This window comes from Arthrobacter sp. AOP29-A2-19 (assembly GCF_058138025.1).
Genome location: NZ_CM176894.1, coordinates 1,870,646 through 1,887,689, shown reverse-complemented (window position 1 = coordinate 1,887,689; position 17,044 = coordinate 1,870,646). Strand labels below are relative to the sequence as shown.

At 68.8% G+C, this 17,044-nt stretch carries 15 protein-coding genes; 9 read left to right on the top strand and 6 right to left on the bottom strand.

Features of this window, described 5'->3' with window-relative positions; genetic code table 11:
• Positions 1-37 precede the first annotated feature (37 nt).
• Genes pyrG through AC3ZJJ_RS08735 form a run of 4 tightly spaced genes read left to right on the top strand, consistent with a single transcriptional unit; the run spans position 38 to position 4,023 of the window.
• A complete protein-coding gene (pyrG, locus tag AC3ZJJ_RS08750) occupies positions 38-1,732 on the top strand; it encodes a CTP synthase (protein WP_489895512.1) in 1,695 nt (564 codons plus the stop codon).
• Positions 1,733-1,734: 2 nt separating this feature from the next.
• Positions 1,735-2,406 carry an NUDIX domain-containing protein gene (locus tag AC3ZJJ_RS08745; RefSeq protein ID WP_489895510.1) on the top strand — a complete coding sequence of 224 codons (672 nt, stop codon included), beginning with the start codon at positions 1,735-1,737 and terminating at the stop codon, positions 2,404-2,406.
• A 12-nt stretch (positions 2,407-2,418) separates the two neighbouring features.
• Entirely contained in the window at positions 2,419-3,420 is a 1,002-nt protein-coding gene (xerD, locus tag AC3ZJJ_RS08740; protein WP_489895508.1) for a site-specific tyrosine recombinase XerD, read from the top strand.
• 3 nt (positions 3,421-3,423) lie between these two features.
• Positions 3,424-4,023, top strand: coding sequence for an 8-oxo-dGTP diphosphatase (locus AC3ZJJ_RS08735; RefSeq protein WP_489895506.1), 600 nt, complete (start codon positions 3,424-3,426; stop codon positions 4,021-4,023).
• A gap of 22 nt (positions 4,024-4,045) precedes the next feature.
• Here the strand turns inward: AC3ZJJ_RS08735 and AC3ZJJ_RS08730 are convergent, their stop codons facing one another.
• Genes AC3ZJJ_RS08730 through AC3ZJJ_RS08715 form a run of 4 tightly spaced genes read right to left on the bottom strand, consistent with a single transcriptional unit; the run spans position 4,046 to position 8,326 of the window.
• The gene (locus tag AC3ZJJ_RS08730; RefSeq protein ID WP_489895504.1) at positions 4,046-5,191 is read right to left on the bottom strand and encodes a bifunctional 2-methylcitrate synthase/citrate synthase; all 1,146 of its coding nucleotides are present in this window, start codon (positions 5,189-5,191) and stop codon (positions 4,046-4,048) included.
• A 21-nt stretch (positions 5,192-5,212) separates the two neighbouring features.
• Entirely contained in the window at positions 5,213-6,142 is a 930-nt protein-coding gene (gene prpB, locus AC3ZJJ_RS08725) for a methylisocitrate lyase (protein WP_489895502.1), read from the bottom strand.
• Between the two features lies 1 nt (position 6,143).
• Complete coding sequence (locus AC3ZJJ_RS08720) at positions 6,144-7,661, bottom strand: MmgE/PrpD family protein (protein ID WP_489895500.1); 1,518 nt, start codon at positions 7,659-7,661, stop codon at positions 6,144-6,146.
• Positions 7,658-8,326: a GntR family transcriptional regulator gene (locus AC3ZJJ_RS08715; RefSeq protein ID WP_489895498.1), complete on the bottom strand. Its 669-nt coding sequence runs from the start codon at positions 8,324-8,326 to the stop codon at positions 7,658-7,660. The genes AC3ZJJ_RS08720 and AC3ZJJ_RS08715 overlap by 4 nt, the downstream gene beginning before the upstream one ends.
• 193 nt (positions 8,327-8,519) lie before the next feature.
• Here AC3ZJJ_RS08715 and AC3ZJJ_RS08710 point away from each other — a divergent pair, with 193 nt between their 5' ends.
• Positions 8,520-10,472 carry an AMP-binding protein gene (locus AC3ZJJ_RS08710; protein ID WP_489895496.1) on the top strand — a complete coding sequence of 651 codons (1,953 nt, stop codon included), beginning with the start codon at positions 8,520-8,522 and terminating at the stop codon, positions 10,470-10,472.
• Positions 10,473-10,496: 24 nt separating this feature from the next.
• On the opposite strand, the gene AC3ZJJ_RS08705 is transcribed toward AC3ZJJ_RS08710, so the two are convergent.
• Positions 10,497-11,201, bottom strand: a complete 705-nt coding sequence (locus AC3ZJJ_RS08705) for a response regulator (protein ID WP_489895494.1) — start codon at positions 11,199-11,201, stop codon at positions 10,497-10,499.
• On the bottom strand, positions 11,194-12,981 hold the full coding sequence (locus AC3ZJJ_RS08700; protein WP_489895492.1) for a sensor histidine kinase: 1,788 nt from the start codon (positions 12,979-12,981) through the stop codon (positions 11,194-11,196). The genes AC3ZJJ_RS08705 and AC3ZJJ_RS08700 overlap by 8 nt, the downstream gene beginning before the upstream one ends.
• 124 nt (positions 12,982-13,105) lie before the next feature.
• On the opposite strand from AC3ZJJ_RS08700, the gene AC3ZJJ_RS08695 reads away from it, so the two are divergent.
• The 4 genes from AC3ZJJ_RS08695 to scpB all read left to right on the top strand — a co-directional run bounded on the left by AC3ZJJ_RS08695 (position 13,106) and on the right by scpB (position 17,035).
• Entirely contained in the window at positions 13,106-14,422 is a 1,317-nt protein-coding gene (locus tag AC3ZJJ_RS08695) for a cation:dicarboxylate symporter family transporter (protein WP_489895490.1), read from the top strand.
• Between the two features lie 197 nt (positions 14,423-14,619).
• Positions 14,620-15,516 carry a ParA family protein gene (locus tag AC3ZJJ_RS08690; RefSeq protein ID WP_489895488.1) on the top strand — a complete coding sequence of 299 codons (897 nt, stop codon included), beginning with the start codon at positions 14,620-14,622 and terminating at the stop codon, positions 15,514-15,516.
• Positions 15,516-16,406 (top strand): segregation and condensation protein A, encoded by an 891-nt coding sequence (locus AC3ZJJ_RS08685; RefSeq protein ID WP_489895486.1) that lies wholly within the window; start codon positions 15,516-15,518, stop codon positions 16,404-16,406. The genes AC3ZJJ_RS08690 and AC3ZJJ_RS08685 overlap by 1 nt, the downstream gene beginning before the upstream one ends.
• Entirely contained in the window at positions 16,403-17,035 is a 633-nt protein-coding gene (gene scpB / locus AC3ZJJ_RS08680) for an SMC-Scp complex subunit ScpB (RefSeq protein WP_489895484.1), read from the top strand. Before AC3ZJJ_RS08685 ends, scpB begins: the two co-directional genes overlap by 4 nt.
• Positions 17,036-17,044 lie beyond the last annotated feature (9 nt).

Sequence of the window (17,044 nt, the reverse complement as noted above, 5' to 3'; positions counted from 1 at the left end):
GTCCAGTAGAGTGATCCCCCATCCGTCCGGCGAAATGATGATAGGCTCGAATTCCGTGGTGCAGCGAACATTTTCCCGTAATTCCCGGTCCTCCGAAACTACCAAGCAGATCTTTGTCACCGGTGGTGTCGCCTCGTCCCTAGGCAAGGGGCTGACGGCTTCCAGCCTCGGTCACCTGCTTCGGGCCCGAGGCCTATCCGTCACGATGCAGAAACTGGATCCCTACCTGAACGTGGATCCTGGCACGATGAACCCCTTCCAGCACGGGGAGGTGTTTGTCACCGACGACGGCGCCGAAACCGACCTTGACATCGGTCACTACGAGCGTTTCCTCGACGAGAACCTCGACGGCATGGCCAACGTCACGACCGGCCAGGTCTACTCCACGGTCATCGAGAAGGAACGCCGCGGAGACTACCTCGGCGACACAGTCCAGGTCATTCCCCACATCACGGACGAGATCAAGCGCCGCATGCGCCTCCCGGCCGAGGCAAAGAAGGCGCCGGACGTCATCATCACCGAAATCGGCGGGACGGTCGGCGACATCGAGTCCCAGCCCTTCCTCGAATCCGCCCGGCAGGTCCGCCAGGACATCGGGCGCGGCAACGTCTTCTTCGTCCACGTCTCGCTCGTCCCGTACATCGGGCCGTCCCAGGAACTGAAGACCAAGCCGACCCAACACTCCGTGGCCGCACTCCGTTCCATCGGCATCCAGCCCGACGCCCTGGTCATCCGCTCCGACCGCGAGATCCCGGACGAGATGCGCGTGAAGCTCGGCCGCACCTGCGACGTCGACCCGGAAGCCGTGATCAACTGCGCCGACGCGCCGAGCATCTACGACATCCCCGTGATCATCCACGAACAGGGCCTCGACGCCTACATCGTGCAGTCCCTCGGGATGAAGTTCAAGGACGTGGACTGGACCGAGTGGAACCGCCTGCTCGACGCGGTCCACAACCCGCAGCACCAGGTCAACGTGGCCCTCGTGGGCAAGTACATCGACCTGCCCGACGCCTACCTCTCCGTCACCGAGGCCCTGCGCGCCGGCGGCTTCGCCAACCAGACAAAGGTCAACGTCCGGTGGGTCCCGTCCGACGAATGCCAGACGCCGGAGGGGGCGAAGGCCGCGCTCGACGGCGTCGACGCCATCTGTGTCCCCGGCGGATTCGGCATCCGTGGCCTCGAGGGGAAGCTGGGCGCGCTTAAATTTGCACGTGAAAACAAGCTTCCGACCCTTGGCCTCTGCCTGGGCCTGCAAAGCATGGTGATCGAGTACGCACGCAACGTCGCCGGGCTGAAGGGCGCCTCCTCCACCGAGTTCGAGCCGGAAACCAAGCACCCGGTCATCGCGACCATGGCGGAGCAGCTCCACATCGTCGAGGGCAAGGGCGACCTGGGCGGCACCATGCGCCTGGGCCTCTACGACGCAAAGCTCAAGAGCGGTTCCGTGGTGGCACAGACCTACGGCAAGACCGCCGTGGCCGAACGCCACCGCCACCGCTACGAGGTCAACAACGACTACCGCGAACAGCTGGAAAAGCACGGGCTCGTGTTCTCCGGTACCTCGCCCGACGGCAAGCTCGTCGAGTACGTCGAGCTTCCGAAAGAGACACACCCGTACTACGTCTCCACGCAGGCGCACCCCGAGCTGAGCTCGCGGCCCACGCGGCCGCACGCCCTGTTCGCCGGGCTGGTCAAGGCGGCGCTGGACCACCAGAAGGCCGGTCTGTAGCCATGGCTGAAGTGGACGGCGGAGGGCTGGCCGATCGGGCGAGCCCCCGCCGTTTGCTGTCCTCCGAGACCGTGTACCGCGGGCGGATCTGGAACGTGGTCCAGGACCGCTTCCAGTTCGGCGCGGACCAGCGACCCCTGGTGCGCGACTACATCGACCACCCCGGTGCGGTTGCTGTTGTTGTTATGGACGGCGAGGGGCGCGTCCTGTTGATCAACCAGTATCGCCACCCCGTTGGCATGACGCTCTGGGAGATCCCCGCCGGACTGCTCGATGTCGACGGCGAGGCGCCGGAGGTTGCCGCCGCCCGCGAACTCGCCGAGGAAGCCGATCTGACGGCGGCATCGTGGCACACGCTGGTGGACATGTTCAATTCGCCCGGGTCCTCCAGCGAGGCCATTCGCATCTACCTGGCACGGCAGCCCGGCGCCGTGCCGGCCGACCGGCTCCACGAGCGAACCGAAGAGGAAGCGGACATGCCCGTCGACTGGGTCCCGCTGGACGAGGCCGTCGCGGCCGTCCTGGACGGCCGCATCCACAATCCTTCCGCGGTCGCCGGACTGCTGGCCTGCCAGGCCGCGGCCGCGACCGGCTTCGCCTCGTTGCGCCCGGCCGATACCCCGTGGGAAGCGCACCCGCGGCTGCGCCAGACCGTTCCCCCCGCGGCGCAGTAGGCGGGGCGGCACATGTCCACGCCGAGTCCCGACGCCCCCGGTGAGCTTCCCGCCCGGGACACGCGTGCCGCCTTGGAGGCAACGCGCCCGGGGCGCCAAATGGCGGCGTACCTTCAGCATCTCGCCGTGGAGCGCGGAATGGCCCCGAACACCGTCGCGGCCTACCGCCGCGACCTTGGCCGCTACGCCGCGTATCTGGCGGAGCGTGGAGTCGAAGGCGCCAACGACGTGGACCGGCATGTCCTGACCTCCTTCGCCCAGGCCCTGCGCGACGGATCCGACGGCGGGTCGCCGCTGAGCGCCCGCTCGGCCGCGCGCTGTGTGGTCGCGGTGCGGGGGCTGCACCGCTTCTGGGCGCTGGAGGGCACCACGCGGGACAACCCGGCGGCGGACCTGCGGCCACCCGCGGCGGGCCAGAGGCTGCCCAAGGCCATCAGCGTCGCCGAGGTCGGGGCCATCCTCGAATCCGTTCCCGTGGAGACGGAAACGGGACAGCGGGACCGGGCCCTGCTGGAGTTCCTCTACGCAACGGGGGCGCGCATCAGCGAGGCGGTGGGTCTGGACGTGGACGACCTGCACCTCGAACGCCCCGAAGAGGGCCCCGCCGTCGTCCGGCTGACAGGCAAGGGCTCCAAAGAGCGTGTTGTGCCGCTGGGATCGTACGCGCTGTCGGCCCTGGAGGCCTATCTTGTCCGCGGCCGTCCCTCGCTGGTCGGCAAGGGCAAGGGCACACCCGCGCTGTTCCTCAACGCCCGTGGCGGGCGACTGAGCCGCCAATCGGCGTGGACCGCGCTCAAGGCCGCCGCCGAGCGCGCCGGCATCGAGAAGACCGTCTCGCCGCACACGCTCCGCCACTCGTTCGCGACCCACCTGCTGGAGGGCGGCGCCGACGTGCGCGTTGTCCAGGAACTACTGGGCCACGCATCCGTCACCACCACGCAGGTGTACACGCTCGTCACCGCCGAAACCCTCCGCGAGGTCTATGCGGCGGCCCACCCGCGGGCGTTGGCGTAGCCGATGCCCGTCGCCGTGGTGCTCTGCCTGCCGGTCCGCGAGGACGATCGCGGCGCCTTCGTCCTCCTGGGCCTGAAGAAGACGGGTTTCGGCCGCGGCAGGATCGTGGGACCCGGCGGAAAAATCGATCCGGGGGAAAGCCCGGAGCAGGCGGCGGCACGGGAACTCGAGGAGGAGACGACCCTGGTCGTCTCGCCAGGAGACCTCGAAGACGCGGCGACGATCAGGTTCCGTTTCCCCGCCAGCCCCGCCTCGGACATGGACTGCACGGTTTTTATCGCGCGCGGCGCCGCCGGCGAGGCGGCGGAGACCGACGAGCTTGCCCCGCGGTGGTACCCCGTGCTTGGGCTGCCGATCGAGTCGATGTGGGACGACTCTGCGAGATGGCTCCCGGAGATCCTGGCGGGCGGACGCCTGGACGCCACGGTGGTGCTCGCCGAGGACAACCAGAGCGTGGCCGACTACAGCTTTGTGGCCCGGTCCGCCGCCGACGGCGCAGCGGGCGCGGACGGCCGGACGAATTGGGCCCGCCGGCCGGGATGCCGCGCCACGCGCGGCGAACGGCCGGCCTCCCCGGCGGGGGAGACCGGCCGCACGCCGTGATCGCCGGAGGGTCGGGTTGTCCCTACAGGTGCCGCTCGTCCGGTCCGTTGTACTCGGACAGCGGCCGGATCAGCGAGTTGGCGGCGCGCTGTTCCATGATGTGGCTGGTCCAGCCCGTGATGCGCGAGGCGATGAACAGGGGCGTGAACATCTGGGTGTCGAAGCCCATGAGGTGGTACGTGGGTCCGGCGGGATAGTCGAGGTTGGGCTTGATGTTCTTCGCCTCGCCCATCGCCTGCTCCAGTCCGTCGTAGAGGCCCAGCATCTCGTCGCGGCCGAAGTGCGCGATCATCCGGTCCAATGCGGACTTCATCGTGGGAACGCGGGAGTCGCCCTTCTTGTAGACGCGGTGCCCGAAGCCCATGACCTTCTTCTTCTGTGCGAGCGCGTCCTCCATCCAGGCCTTGGCGCGCGCGGCCGCCTCCTCTCGTGACTCGTCCTTGCGGATGCCGATTTCCTCGAACGTGTGCATGACCGCCTCGTTGGCCCCGCCGTGCAAGGGGCCCTTCAGCGCGCCGATCGCACCGACCACGGCCGAGTGCAGGTCGGACAGCGTTGAGGTGATCACGCGCGCGGTGAACGTGGAGGCGTTGAACGAGTGCTCCGCGTAGAGGACCATCGAGACCCGGAACGCGTCGACCACGTCCGGTGCGGCCTCCTCGCCGAACGTCATCCAGAGGAAGTTCTGCGAGTAGTCGAGGTCCTCCCGCGGCTCCACCGGTGCCAACCCCCGGCGTCGGCGCTGGTCGTATGCGACGGCCGCCGGGAAGCGCGCCAGGAGGGACTTGGCCTTGCCGAGCTCGGCCGCGGGCGAGGAGTCCTCGGCCAGCGGGTGGTTCGCCCCGAGGACGGACACCGCCGTGCGGGCCACGTCCATGGGGTGGCACGTCAGGGGCAGCAGGTCGATCGCGGACTTGACGTTGCCTTCCAGGGCGCGGTTGGCCCGCTCGAAGGCGGTGAACTCCTCCAACTCCGCGGCGGTGGGCAGCTCGCCGTTCCACAGCAGCAGCGCCACCTCCTCGAAGCTCTTCCGTGCCGCGAGCTCCTGGACCGGGTAGCCGCGGTAGAGCAGCGAGTTGGTGTCCGGATTGACCTTCGAGACGGCGGTGTAGTCGACGACGACGCCGTCGAGCCCCTTCTTGATTTCCTTGATGTCGGTGACGCCCATGGTGGTGCTCTCCTTCGGCCGTTACGGGTTGGTGTTGTTGCCGTTGATATCCAGGCCGGGGACCTGGAAGTTGAAGATGCCGGTGTCGAACCTGTTGTAGGCCTCGTAGTCCACCAGCTCATAGAGTCTCACGCGCGTGAGCATGTTGGGCACATCCTCCTCCTGGGTGCCCTGCGCGGCAATGGCGTCGAGGGTGCGCTCGGCCGCCCCCATGGCGCTGCGCAACAGGGTGACGGGGTAGATGACCATAGCGACGCCGGCGTCGGCCAGCTGGCTTCGGGTGAACAGCTCGCTCTTGCCAAATTCGGTCATGTTGGCCAGCACGGGAACGTCCACCGCCGAGCAGATCGCTGCGAACTCGGACACGTCGCGCATGGCCTCCGGGAAGATCGCGTCGGCGCCGGCGTCGACCAGGGCCTTGGCCCGCTCGACGGCCGCGTCCAGCCCGTCCACCGCGCGGACGTCGGTGCGGGCCATGATCAGGAAGTTCGGATCCCGCCTCGCGTCCGCGGCCGCCGCGATCCGCCTGACGGCGGTATCGACATCGACGACGTTCTTCCCGTCGAGGTGGCCGCACCTTTTGGGATTGAACTGGTCCTCGATGTGGCAGCCCGCCAGCCCGGCGTTCTCCAGTTCCTGGATGGAGCGGGCCACGTTCATGGGCTCGCCGAAGCCGGTGTCCGCGTCCACGAGGGCCGGGAGATCGGTCATTCGTGCGATCTGGCCCGCGCGCTGCGCCACCTCGGTCAGGGTCGTCAGCCCAATGTCGGGCAGGCCCAGGTCGTTGGCCAGGACGGCCCCGGAGATGTAGACGCCGTCGAACCCCTTCTCCTCGATGAGCCGGGCCGAGAGCGGGTTGAACGCGCCGGGGAACTGGCGCGCGCTGCCGGGAACCAGCATTTCGCGTAGGTTGGCGCGCTTGCGCTCGGGGGTCACTGAGGAGTACAGCATGCTAGAACAGTCCCTTCGGTGCGGCTGCGAGGTCGATGACGCCGGGGGCGGCGGTGATGTTGAGCTGGCCGAGGTCCCCTGCGGCCAGGTTCGGCAGGTTCTCGGCCGCGGCGATGAAGCGGTCGATCTCGTCGTCCGCGACCAGGCCGGCGGCGAGCGTGCGGAACTTGCCGATGTACTGTTCGCGGGCGAACGGGCGGGCACCTAGCGGGTGCGCGTCGGCCACCGCGATCTCGTCGGTGACCACCGTGCCGTCCTTCAGCGTGATGGCCACGGAACCGCCGAAGGCCTTCTCGTTGATGTCCAGCGAGTGGTACCGGCGGGTCCATTCCGGATCCTCCTCCGTGGTCACCTTGTGCCACAGCTCGACCGTGTCCGGCCGGCCGGCCCGTTCCGGCGCGTAGGAGTCCACGTGGTGCCACGCGCCGTCCTGCAGCGCCACCGTGAAGATGTACGGGATGGAGTGGTCCAGGGTCTCCCGCGAGGCCGTCGGATCGTACTTCTGCGGGTCGTTGGCGCCGGAGCCGATGACGTGGTGCGTGTGGTGGCTGGTCCTGATCAGGACCGATTCGACGTTGGCGGCGTCGGCGGCCTCCGGATGTTCGCGGTTGAGCTTGCGCGCGAGGTCGATCCACGCCTGCGCCTGGTACTCGGCCGAGTGCTCCTTGGTGTAGGTGTCCATGATGGCCCGCTTGGGCTCGCCCGCCTCGGGCAGCGGCACTTCGTAGCGTGCGTCCGGCCCGTCCAGCATCCATGCGATGACGCCGTCCTCGCCCTCGTAGATCGGGACGGGGGACGTCTGGCCCCGCATGGCGCGATCCGCGGCCTCGACGGCCATCTTCCCGGCGAAGGCGGGCGCGTGCGCCTTCCAGGTGGAGATTTCGCCCTTGCGGGACTGGCGGGTGGCCGTGGTCGTGTGCAGCCCCTGTCCGACTGACTGGAAAATGGTCTCGACGTCGAGCCCCAGGAGGGTCCCGATGCCGGCCGCGGCGGAGGGGCCGAGGTGCGCCACGTGGTCGATCTTGTGCTTGTGCAGGCAGATGGCCTTGACCAGGTCGACCTGGATCTCGTAGCCGGTCGCGATGCCGCGGACGAGGTCCTTGCCGGAGGCGCCCACGTGCTGCGCCACGGCGAGGATCGGCGGAATGTTGTCTCCCGGGTGGGAGTACTCGGCCGCCAGGAAAGTGTCGTGGTAGTCCAGTTCGCGAACGGCGACCCCGTTGGCCCAGGCCGCCCACTCCGGGGAGACCTTGTCCTCGATGCCGAACACCGAGGCGCCCGCGCCGCCCGTGCTGGGGGCGTGCGCGAGCGCCTGGGCGCGGGCGGCAACGATCGGGCCGCGGTTGAGCGAGGCGATGGCCACGGAGGCGTTGTCGATGACGCGGTTGATGACCATGTCCGTCACCTCCGCCGTGACCTCGACGGGGTCGGCCGCCACGGTGGCGATCTTGTGGGCCAGCTGGTCCTCGCGGGGAAGGTTTTCCTCCGAGCGGTACACGCGGACGGTGTGGTTGATCATGGGGAGTCCTCTCTCGATGATGCATGGGATGTGATGTGGTCGAGACTGTGTTGGAGATGGAGCATGGTCGCGGCGGCGGCCAGGTCAGAGTCGCCCGCCGCGATCGCGCGCGCGATCGCGGCATGCTCCGCGGCGGACGCGCGAAGCCGCGGGGGGTCGTCCCGGGCAAGGCGCCGCACGCGCGCCAGATGGACGCGAAGCCCGCGGAGCGCCTGCTCGAGGTACGGGTTGCGGACGGCGGCGTCGATCGCGGCGTCCAGTTCGGAGGCGAGGCGGTAGTAGTCCTCGCCGAGGGCGTCCCCGCCCGCCCCGCCCGCCCCGCCGGGCACGCCCGCGGCGGTCGAGAACCGCAGCGCCAGTTCGGCGAATTGGGCCCGGGATCCGGACCGGGAGGCGATGCGCGCCGACTCCACCTCGAGCGCGCGGCGCAGTGCGAACAGGTCGTCGACGTGTTCCAGGGACACGTCGGAGACGACGGCGCCGCGGCCGCGCTGCTGAACGGCCAGTCCGTCGGCGGCCAGCCGGGACAGCGCCTCGCGGAGCGGCGTTCGGGACACTCCGAGGCGTTCGGCCTGTTCCACCTCGCCCAGGACGGTGCCCGGAGGCAGGCGCCACTCCACGATGTCCCTGCGCAGCTCGCTGTACGCCTTGTCACTTGCCCTCATGAAGTCATTGTATACACAACCCTCCCCAGTGGCGGCCGCTTGTCGCAATAATCGGCCTGTCGGGCGCGAAGGTTCGTTTTGTGTATACATAAGGGTTGATTGCCCGTGACCCACGCCATAGTGTCGTGGCAGGTCAAACGGGGCGGCCCATCGCCGCCGCGGCCGAGCCAACGCGACGAACAAGGGAGTTCCGATGCCGTCCACCACCCCACCGCATGCCACCTACGCAGCCACCCACGCCGCGAGCGTGGGGGACCCGGCAGGGTTCTGGCTGAAGGCCGCGTCCCGCATCGAGTGGACGGTTCCACCGACCACCGGTTTGGACGGCTCAAGGGCGCCCCTCTACGGCTGGCTGCCGGACGGACGGCTCAACCTCAGCGTCAACGCGCTGGACCGGCACGTGGCCGCGGGTGCCGGCGACCGGGCGGCGCTCGTCTACGATTCGGCGGTCCTCGGTATTCGTCGCACGTACACGTACTCCGAACTGCTCGGGGAGGTCGAGCGTTTCGCCGGCGTCCTTGACGGGCTCGGGGTCTCGGCGGGGGACCGGGTCTTGGTGTATCTGCCGATGATTCCCCAAGCCGTTGTCGCCATGCTCGCCTGCGCGCGCATCGGCGCAGTCCACTCGGTGGTGTTTGGAGGCTTCGCCGCCCGAGAGCTGGCCGCCCGCATCGACGACGCGAAGCCCTCCGCCCTCGTTACGGCCACCGGTGGGGTGGAGCCGTCGCGACGCGTCGAATACCTGCCCGCCGTCGCCGAGGCGCTCGACGTCGCCTCGCACACCGTCCCGCACGTGGTGGTGCAGCACCGCGACGGCTTCTCCGCACAACTGTCCGACTACCGCGGCGGGCAGGCGTCCGCCGGAAGCCCCACGACTTCGCCGCCCGCCGCGACCGCGTGGCACGACTGGGAGGATCTCGCCCGCTCCGCGCGGCCCGCGGCCCCGGTCGATGTCGCCGCAACGCATCCCCTCTACATCCTCTACACCTCGGGGACGACCGGATCCCCGAAGGGCGTGGTCCGGGACACCGGCGGATATGCCGTGGCGATGGGCTGGTCGATGGAGAACATCTACGGGGTGCGGGCCGGCGACACCATGTTGACGGCATCCGACGTCGGATGGGTGGTGGGTCATTCATACATCGTCTACGGTCCCTTGATTGCCGGGGCCACCACGGTCCTCTACGAGGGCAAGCCCGTTGGAACGCCCGACGCCGGCGCATTCTGGCGACTGGTCGAGGACCACCGCGTCAAGGTGATGTTCACCGCGCCCACGGCGCTCCGCGCCATCCGCAAGGCGGACCCCGAGGCGGCATTGCTGGCCGACCACAACATCGCATCCCTTCGCGCGCTGTTCGTCGCGGGCGAGCGGCTGGACCCCGACACCTACCAGTGGGCTTCCCGCGTTTTAGGTGTTCCGGTCATCGACAACTGGTGGCAGACGGAGACGGGGTGGCCGATCGCGTCCAGCCCCTGGGGTCTCGAGCAGCTGCCACTCAAGGCGGGATCGCCGTCGTTTCCCGTTCCCGGCTACGACGTCCGCATCCTCGACGCGCTTGGCGAGCCCTTGCCGCCGGGTGAAGAGGGCAACATCGCCATCCGCCTGCCGCTGCCTCCGGGCACGCTGACCACACTGTGGGGCAACGACGAACGCTACATCGCCTCCTACCTCGAGCAATTCCCCGGGTACTACGCCACGGGCGACTCCGGGCGGATCGACGAGGAAGGCTACTTGTACGTCATGGGACGGACCGACGACGTCATCAACGTCTCGGGACACAGGCTCTCCACCGGGGCGATGGAGCAGGTGCTGGGTGCGCACCCGGCCGTCGCCGAATGCGCGGTGATCGGTGTGGCGGACGAGCTCAAGGGGCAGATACCCCGCGGTTTTGTCGTGCTGAAGGACGGGGTGGACGCCACGGAGGAGTCCCTCAGCGCCGAACTGGTCGCCATGGTGCGCCAAAGAATCGGGCCGGTGGCGGACTTCCGCCAGGTGCGCGTGGTGGAGGCGCTGCCCAAGACCCGCTCGGGCAAGATCCTCCGCAAGACCATGCGGCAGATCGCCGACGGGTCCGCCTACGCGGTGCCGGCAACCATCGAGGACCCGAGCGTCATCGACGACCTCATCCCGTTCCTGAGGCCCTAGCCCCGCCGGCGCGGAGGCTGGCGGTCAACCCTTCCACCGATACTCGTACTCGGGCCTGCCCCGCGTGCCGTGACGGGGCGCCTTGGCGGCCATTCCCTGGCCGTCGAGGTGCTCGAGGTAGCGGCGCGCCGTAACGCGCGAAATTTCCAGGGCCTCCGCGACCTCGGTGGCGGAGAGCGCCTTGTCGGATCCGCGCAGGCTGGCGGCGATGGCCGAGAGCGTCTCCTCGAGCATTCCCTTCGGCAGGCTCGCCGGCCCGGTGGTGCGCAGAGCGGCGAACGCGTTGTCTATCGACGCCTGGGTCGCCGCGTGGGGGCCGGCGAGGTTCAGGCGGAAGCCGCGGTAGTTCTCGAGCTTGTCGCGGAAGGCCGCGAAGGTGAAGGGCTTGATCAAATACTGCGTGATCCCGGCTGCTATGGCCGTCCTCACCACGCCAAGGTCCCGCACGGCGGTGATCGCGATGATGTCCACCGTGTTGCCCCGCCCCCGGATGCGGCGGGCCACGTCGAGGCCGTGCAGGTCCGGAAGGTTCATATCAAGCAGGAGCAGGTCGACCGGGGCTCCCGCGGCCGCGGCGGATTCCAGCATCGAGAGGATCTCCGCGCCCGTGTGGGCCACGGCCGAGACCTGGAACCCCTCCACGCGGCGCACGTAGTCGGCGTGGGCGGCCGCGGTGATCGGTTCGTCGTCGGCGACCAGGACACGCAGGACGCGGGCCGCCTCACTCATCGTGACCACCGCCGCGCACGGGCGTTCCCCGCCGGCCGAAGGCGGCCGACCCGCTCCGCAGGGGGAGTGTGACCGTGAAGATCGCCCCGGCGTCGTTGTCCACCTCCAGGGAGCCGCCCAGCCGGGCGACGGCCTGCCGGACGAGCGCCAGGCCCAGGCCGCGCCCCCCCGCGGTGGCCGAGGCCGGTTTGGTGGAGGCGCCCATGCGCATAAAGTCCTCGAGGTGGTCGGGATCGATGCCGGGACCGGAGTCGGCCACGGAGATGACGACGTCGGAGTCCACGACGGAAAAGTCTGCCCATACACGGCGCGCCTCGGAGCTCGTTGCCGCGTCGAAGGCGTTGTCGAGGAGGTTCCCGGTGATCGTCACCAGGTCGCGCGCGTCGAGCGAATCCCGTGGAAGCGCGCCGCTGGCGGAGAGGGTGAGGGTGATGCCGCGCTCGTTCGCCTGGGCCGCTTTGCCCACGAGCAGCGCCGTCAGGAACGGCTCGTCGATGGCCTGCACCACATCGTCCGTCAGGCGTTGGGATTCCTGGCGGTCGTGAACGGCGAAGTCGAGGGCCTCGCGCTCGCGGCCCAACTCGATGAGCGACGCGACGGTGTGCAGGCGGTTGGCATGCTCGTGGGTCTGCGCGCGCAGCGCCTCCGTCAGCGTCTTCATGGTCTCCAGCTCTCCGGTCAGCGCCTGGATCTCGGTGTGGTCGCGCAGCGTCGCCACCGTGCCGGGGCTGCGCGGTTCGGACCTGCCGCCGAGGTTGTCGAGCCGTCCTCCCAGCGCCCGCCGCCTCGCCGTTCCCGGCGCCGCACGCCGGCCCGGGCCTGCGCCGTTGGGCTCGGAGGCGCGCGCCTGGCTGATGACCAGGACGCGGTCGTTGGTCAGATGAATCTCGTCCGTCGCGCGCCGCCCGCTCTCGAACAGGTCGCTGACGGAGTCGGACAGGCCCAGCTGCGCGACCGGAAGCGGCTTGAGCGCGCCGGCCGGCGGGAGGCCCAGCAGGTCCGCCGCGTGATCGTTGTAGAGCACCAGGCGGCCGGAGCCGTCGACCAGGACCAATCCCTCGCGGAGGGAGTGCAGCGCCGAATCGTAGTAGGCGAAGAGCCGCCGCAGCTCCTCGGGACCGTAGCCGAGCGTGACGCGGCGCAGGTAGCGGCTGAGCACGTAGGCCGCGATGCCGCCGAGGGCGATTGCGGCGCCGGCAACTCCGAGGATCGCCGGGATGCCCGCCGATTGGCTGATCCCCAGCGTCCGCATGGTCACGCCGACGGACACCATGGCCGTGATCCGGCCATCGTCGCCGCGGATGGGGGCGATGGCCCGGACGGAGGGTCCCAGGGTGCCCGCGTACTCCTCGACGAACGTCTGGCCGGCGAGGGCCTGCGCGATGCTGCCGATGTAGTCCTGACCGATCTGCTCCGGCGTCGGATGGGTGTACCTGGTGCGGTCCGTGTCCATGACGGTCACGAAGTCCACGGAGGCCTCCTCGTGGAGCTGGCGCGCGTACGGCTGGAGTGCGGCCGACGGGTCCACCCCCTGCACGGCCTCCACCACGAAGGGGTCGTTGGCCAGCGTCGCCGCAATGCTCAGGACGCGGTCCGCGGCAAAGTCCCTGGCCTGCGCCTCGGCGCTGCGGTAGCTGAAGACGCTCACCGCCGCCGCAACCGCCGCAATCAGGACAAGCTGCCACACGAACAGTCGGGTGGCCAGGCTCGCGGCGCCGGACGCCCGGCCCTGCCGCCCGCCCCCGGCAGGCGGCGGCGCGTTCTGGGTGTCCGTGCCCATGGTCCTCCCTTCGACGCCGCCCCCGGCGACCCGGGCGTGAACAGTATGAACTCAAGGGGTGATGCTGGTCACTGTCGGCGCACCATGGTCATAGACGTAACAACCACAATACCTAGGAGCACCCATGGCAACGACGCCAACCCACCTCGAAGGGCAGCCCGGCGGCACGCCGGAAGGCCAGGGCCCCGCGCCCAAGAAGGACCGCACCCACTGGCTCTACATCATGGTGATCGCGGCCGTGATCCTCGGCGCGACGATCGGCCTGGTGTTCCCCGAGCTCGGCAAGGCGCTGAAGCCGCTCGGAACCGGATTCGTGGCCCTGATCAAGATGATCATCGCCCCCATCATCTTCTGCACCATCGTGTTGGGCATCGGCTCCATCGCCAAGGCGGCCACGGTCGGCAAGGTCGGCGGCCTGGCCCTCCTGTACTTCATCACCATGTCGACGTTCGCACTCGCGATCGGCCTGGTCGTCGGCAACCTGATCCACCCGGGTTCCGGCCTGCAGCTCAAGCCCTACGAGGGCGCCGCGGGCGACGAGGAGAACGCCACCGTCAAGTTCCTGCTGGAACTGATCCCCGGTGACATTCCGGTCCTGCCCACCCTGGTCCTGGCCCTGTTCGTCGGCTTCGCGCTGCAGTCCATGGGCAAGTCCGGAGAGCCCGTGCTCAACGGGATCCGCCACATCCAGGGCGTTGTCTTCCGCATCATGATGATGATCATGTGGGCCGCGCCGATCGGCGCCTTCGGCGCGATCGCCGCCGTCGTCGGCGCCACCGGATGGGCCGCCATCGGCTCCATGGCCATCCTGATGGGCGCGTTCTACGCGACGTGCGCACTGTTCATCGTGATCATCCTGGGCGGACTGCTGAAGATGGTGACCGGGCTGAACATCTTCTCGCTGCTGCGCTACCTGGCCCGCGAGTACCTGCTCATCTTCTCGACCTCGTCCTCCGAGTCCGCGCTTCCGCGCCTGATCGCCAAGATGGAGCATGTCGGCGTCTCTAAGCCGGTCGTCGGCATCACCGTACCCACCGGCTACTCGTTCAACCTGGACGGCACCGCCATCTACCTGACCATGGCCTCGCTGTTCGTCTCCACAGCCATGGGCATGCCCATGACCCTGGGTGAGCAGATCGGCCTGCTGGTCTTTATGATCATCGCCTCCAAGGGTGCCGCCGGCGTCACCGGCGCGGGGCTTGCGACGCTCGCCGCCGGCCTTCAGGCGCACCGCCCGGAACTGCTGGACGGCATGGGAGTCATCGTCGGCATCGACAAGTTCATGTCGGAGGCCCGTGCGCTGACCAACTTCACGGGCAACGCCGTCGCGACGCTGCTCATCGGAACCTGGACCAAGGAGATCGACAACGAGCAGGCCCGCGCGGTCCTCGCGGGGGAGCGGCCCTTCGACGAATTGTCGCTGCACCCGGAAGCGCACTAGGCGACGCGTCCGCCACGCAAAGCCGGCCGCCACACCCACGGTGTGGCGGCCGGCTTTTCTGTCGGCAACCCTCCACTTCAGCTTCAAGGTAAAGGCTCGCCGTCGACCCCGGCGTGTCCAACGGGTCGGCCCCGCGGGGGATAGCCTATGGGGTAGGCATCAACCGGAATCAAACGATCGGAAGCGTGGTTCATACCGTGAGCGAGGAACAGGGTTCGGGCACCCGGACGGCAGGTCTGCTGAAGGAGCCCCCGGCGATGGGACCCACAGGGCGCCCCCTCACCACCTTCCCCGAACCGCCGCCGCTAGAGGGGCATGGCCCCGCGCGCGTCATCGCCATGGTGAACCAGAAGGGCGGCGTCGGCAAAACGACGTCGACCATCAACCTGGCCGCTGCGCTCGCTGAATTCGGCCGCAAGGTGCTCCTGGTGGACTTCGATCCGCAGGGCGCCCTCAGCGCCGGCTTTGGAACGAACCCGCACGAGCTCGACACGACCGTCTACAACGTCCTGATGGACCGGAAGACGGACATCCGCGACGCCATCATGGACACCGACGTCGACAATGTCGACCTTCTGCCGGCGAACATCGACCTGTCCGCCGCCGAGGTCCAGCTGGTGAACGAGGTGGCGCGCGAGCAGGTCCTGGACCGCGCCCTGCGCAAGGTCGCCGACGACTACGACATCATCCTCATCGACTGCCAGCCTTCCTTGGGACTGCTGACCGTCAACGCGCTGACCGCGGCTCACGGCGTCATCATTCCCCTCACCGCGGAGTTCTTCGCGCTCCGCGCCGTGGCGCTGCTGGTGGAGACCATCGAAAAGGTCCAGGACCGGCTCAACCCTGCCCTGCAGATCGACGGCGTCCTCGCGACCATGTACGACGCGCGCACCCTGCACAGCCGCGAGGTTGTCGGGCGCCTCCTCGAGGCCTTCGGCGACAAGGTGTTCGAGACGGTCATCAAGCGGACCATCAAGTTCGCGGACGCCAACGTCGCGGCCGAACCGATCACGAGCTACGCAACCAACCACCCCGGCGCCGAGGCCTACCGCAACCTGGCGCGCGAACTCATTAGCCGCGGCGGCGCCCCGTAATGACGCCGGGCGGGGCGGACACCGCGCCGCCCGAAACCACCGGGTTCGCCGTCAAGCTGGCGAATTTCTCCGGACCCTTCGACCTCCTTCTGGGGCTTATCTCCAAGCACCGGATGGACATCACTGAGGTGTCGCTCGCCGGCGTCACCGACGAGTTCATCGCTTATATCCGAGAGGTCCGCCAGCGCGGCGGCGACAAGGCGCTCGACGAGACCACGCAGTTCCTCGTGATCGCGTCCACGCTGCTGGACCTCAAGGCCGCGCGGCTGTTGCCCTCCGGCGAGGTCGATTCGGACGAGGACATCGCGCTCCTGGAGGCGCGGGACCTTCTCTTCGCGCGGCTCCTCCAGTACAAGGCGTTCAAGGTTGTCGCCGGGGAACTGTCAGAGCGGCTGGAGAACGAGGCGGAGCGCTTTCCCCGCCAGGTGCAACTCGAGCCGCAGTTCTCTGCGCTTCTGCCGGAGTTGCTGTGGAAGACGAGCCTCGAGGATTTCGCGGGCCTGGCCCGCAAGGCGCTGGCTCCCAGGCAGGCGCCGGAGACGCAAGTGGGGCTGTCGCACCTGCACGCGCCCACGGTCAGCGTGCGGGAGCAGGCGGAGTACCTGGCGGTCCTGCTGAAGTCCGGCGGGCAGCGTAGTTTCCGGTCCCTCGTCGCCGACGCCGAATCCACCCAGGTGGTGGTGGCCCGCTTCCTGGCGCTCCTGGAGATGTTCCGCGATCAGGTGTTGGCCTTTGAGCAGGCGGCACCCCTCGGCGAACTGGTCGTCAGGTGGAGCGCCCACGGCTCCGACTGGGATGCCGGGCTGCTGCGGGAAGAATACGACGCGGACACCGGACCGCGCGACGCCCCCATCGACCAGGCCGAACACCAGCCGGAAGGAGAAGCATGAGCAAGCAACGCGTCGGCGTACCCCGCAACGAACGCGGCGCCCCGGACGGGGAAGACAACGGACTGCCCGACCCGGACGCGCTCCCCGGCGGGGCGCGGGCCGCGGTGGAGGCCGTTCTTATGGTTGTCGACGAGCCCGTCACCCCGGAGAGACTGGCGTCGGTGCTCGGACTGGAGGTCGACCGCGTGAACGGGTTGCTCGCCGCACTGCGCGCCGACTACGAAAACGGCCGCGGATTCGAGCTGCGCGAGGTCGCCGGGGGGTTCAGGATCTTTTCGCGACGTGATTTTGCTCCCTTTGTGTCCCGGTTTGTCCTCGACGGCCAAACCGCCCGCCTGACCCAGGCCGCGCTGGAGACCCTCGCGGTCGTGGCGTACCGCCAACCCGTGTCCAGAGCCCGGATCGCGGCGATCCGCGGAGTCAACGTCGACTCGGTGGTTCGGACGCTCACGGTGCGTGGTTTGGTGGAGGAAGCATCCACGGATCCGGAGACTGGGGCACTCTTGTACCAGACCACGTCGTATTTTCTGGAAAGATTGGGTATAGGTAGCGTTTCGGAGCTGCCGAAGCTCTCACCGCACCTGCCCGGAATCGAGCACCTCGACGAGTTCGGGGACCACGGGTTCTAGGCACACCAA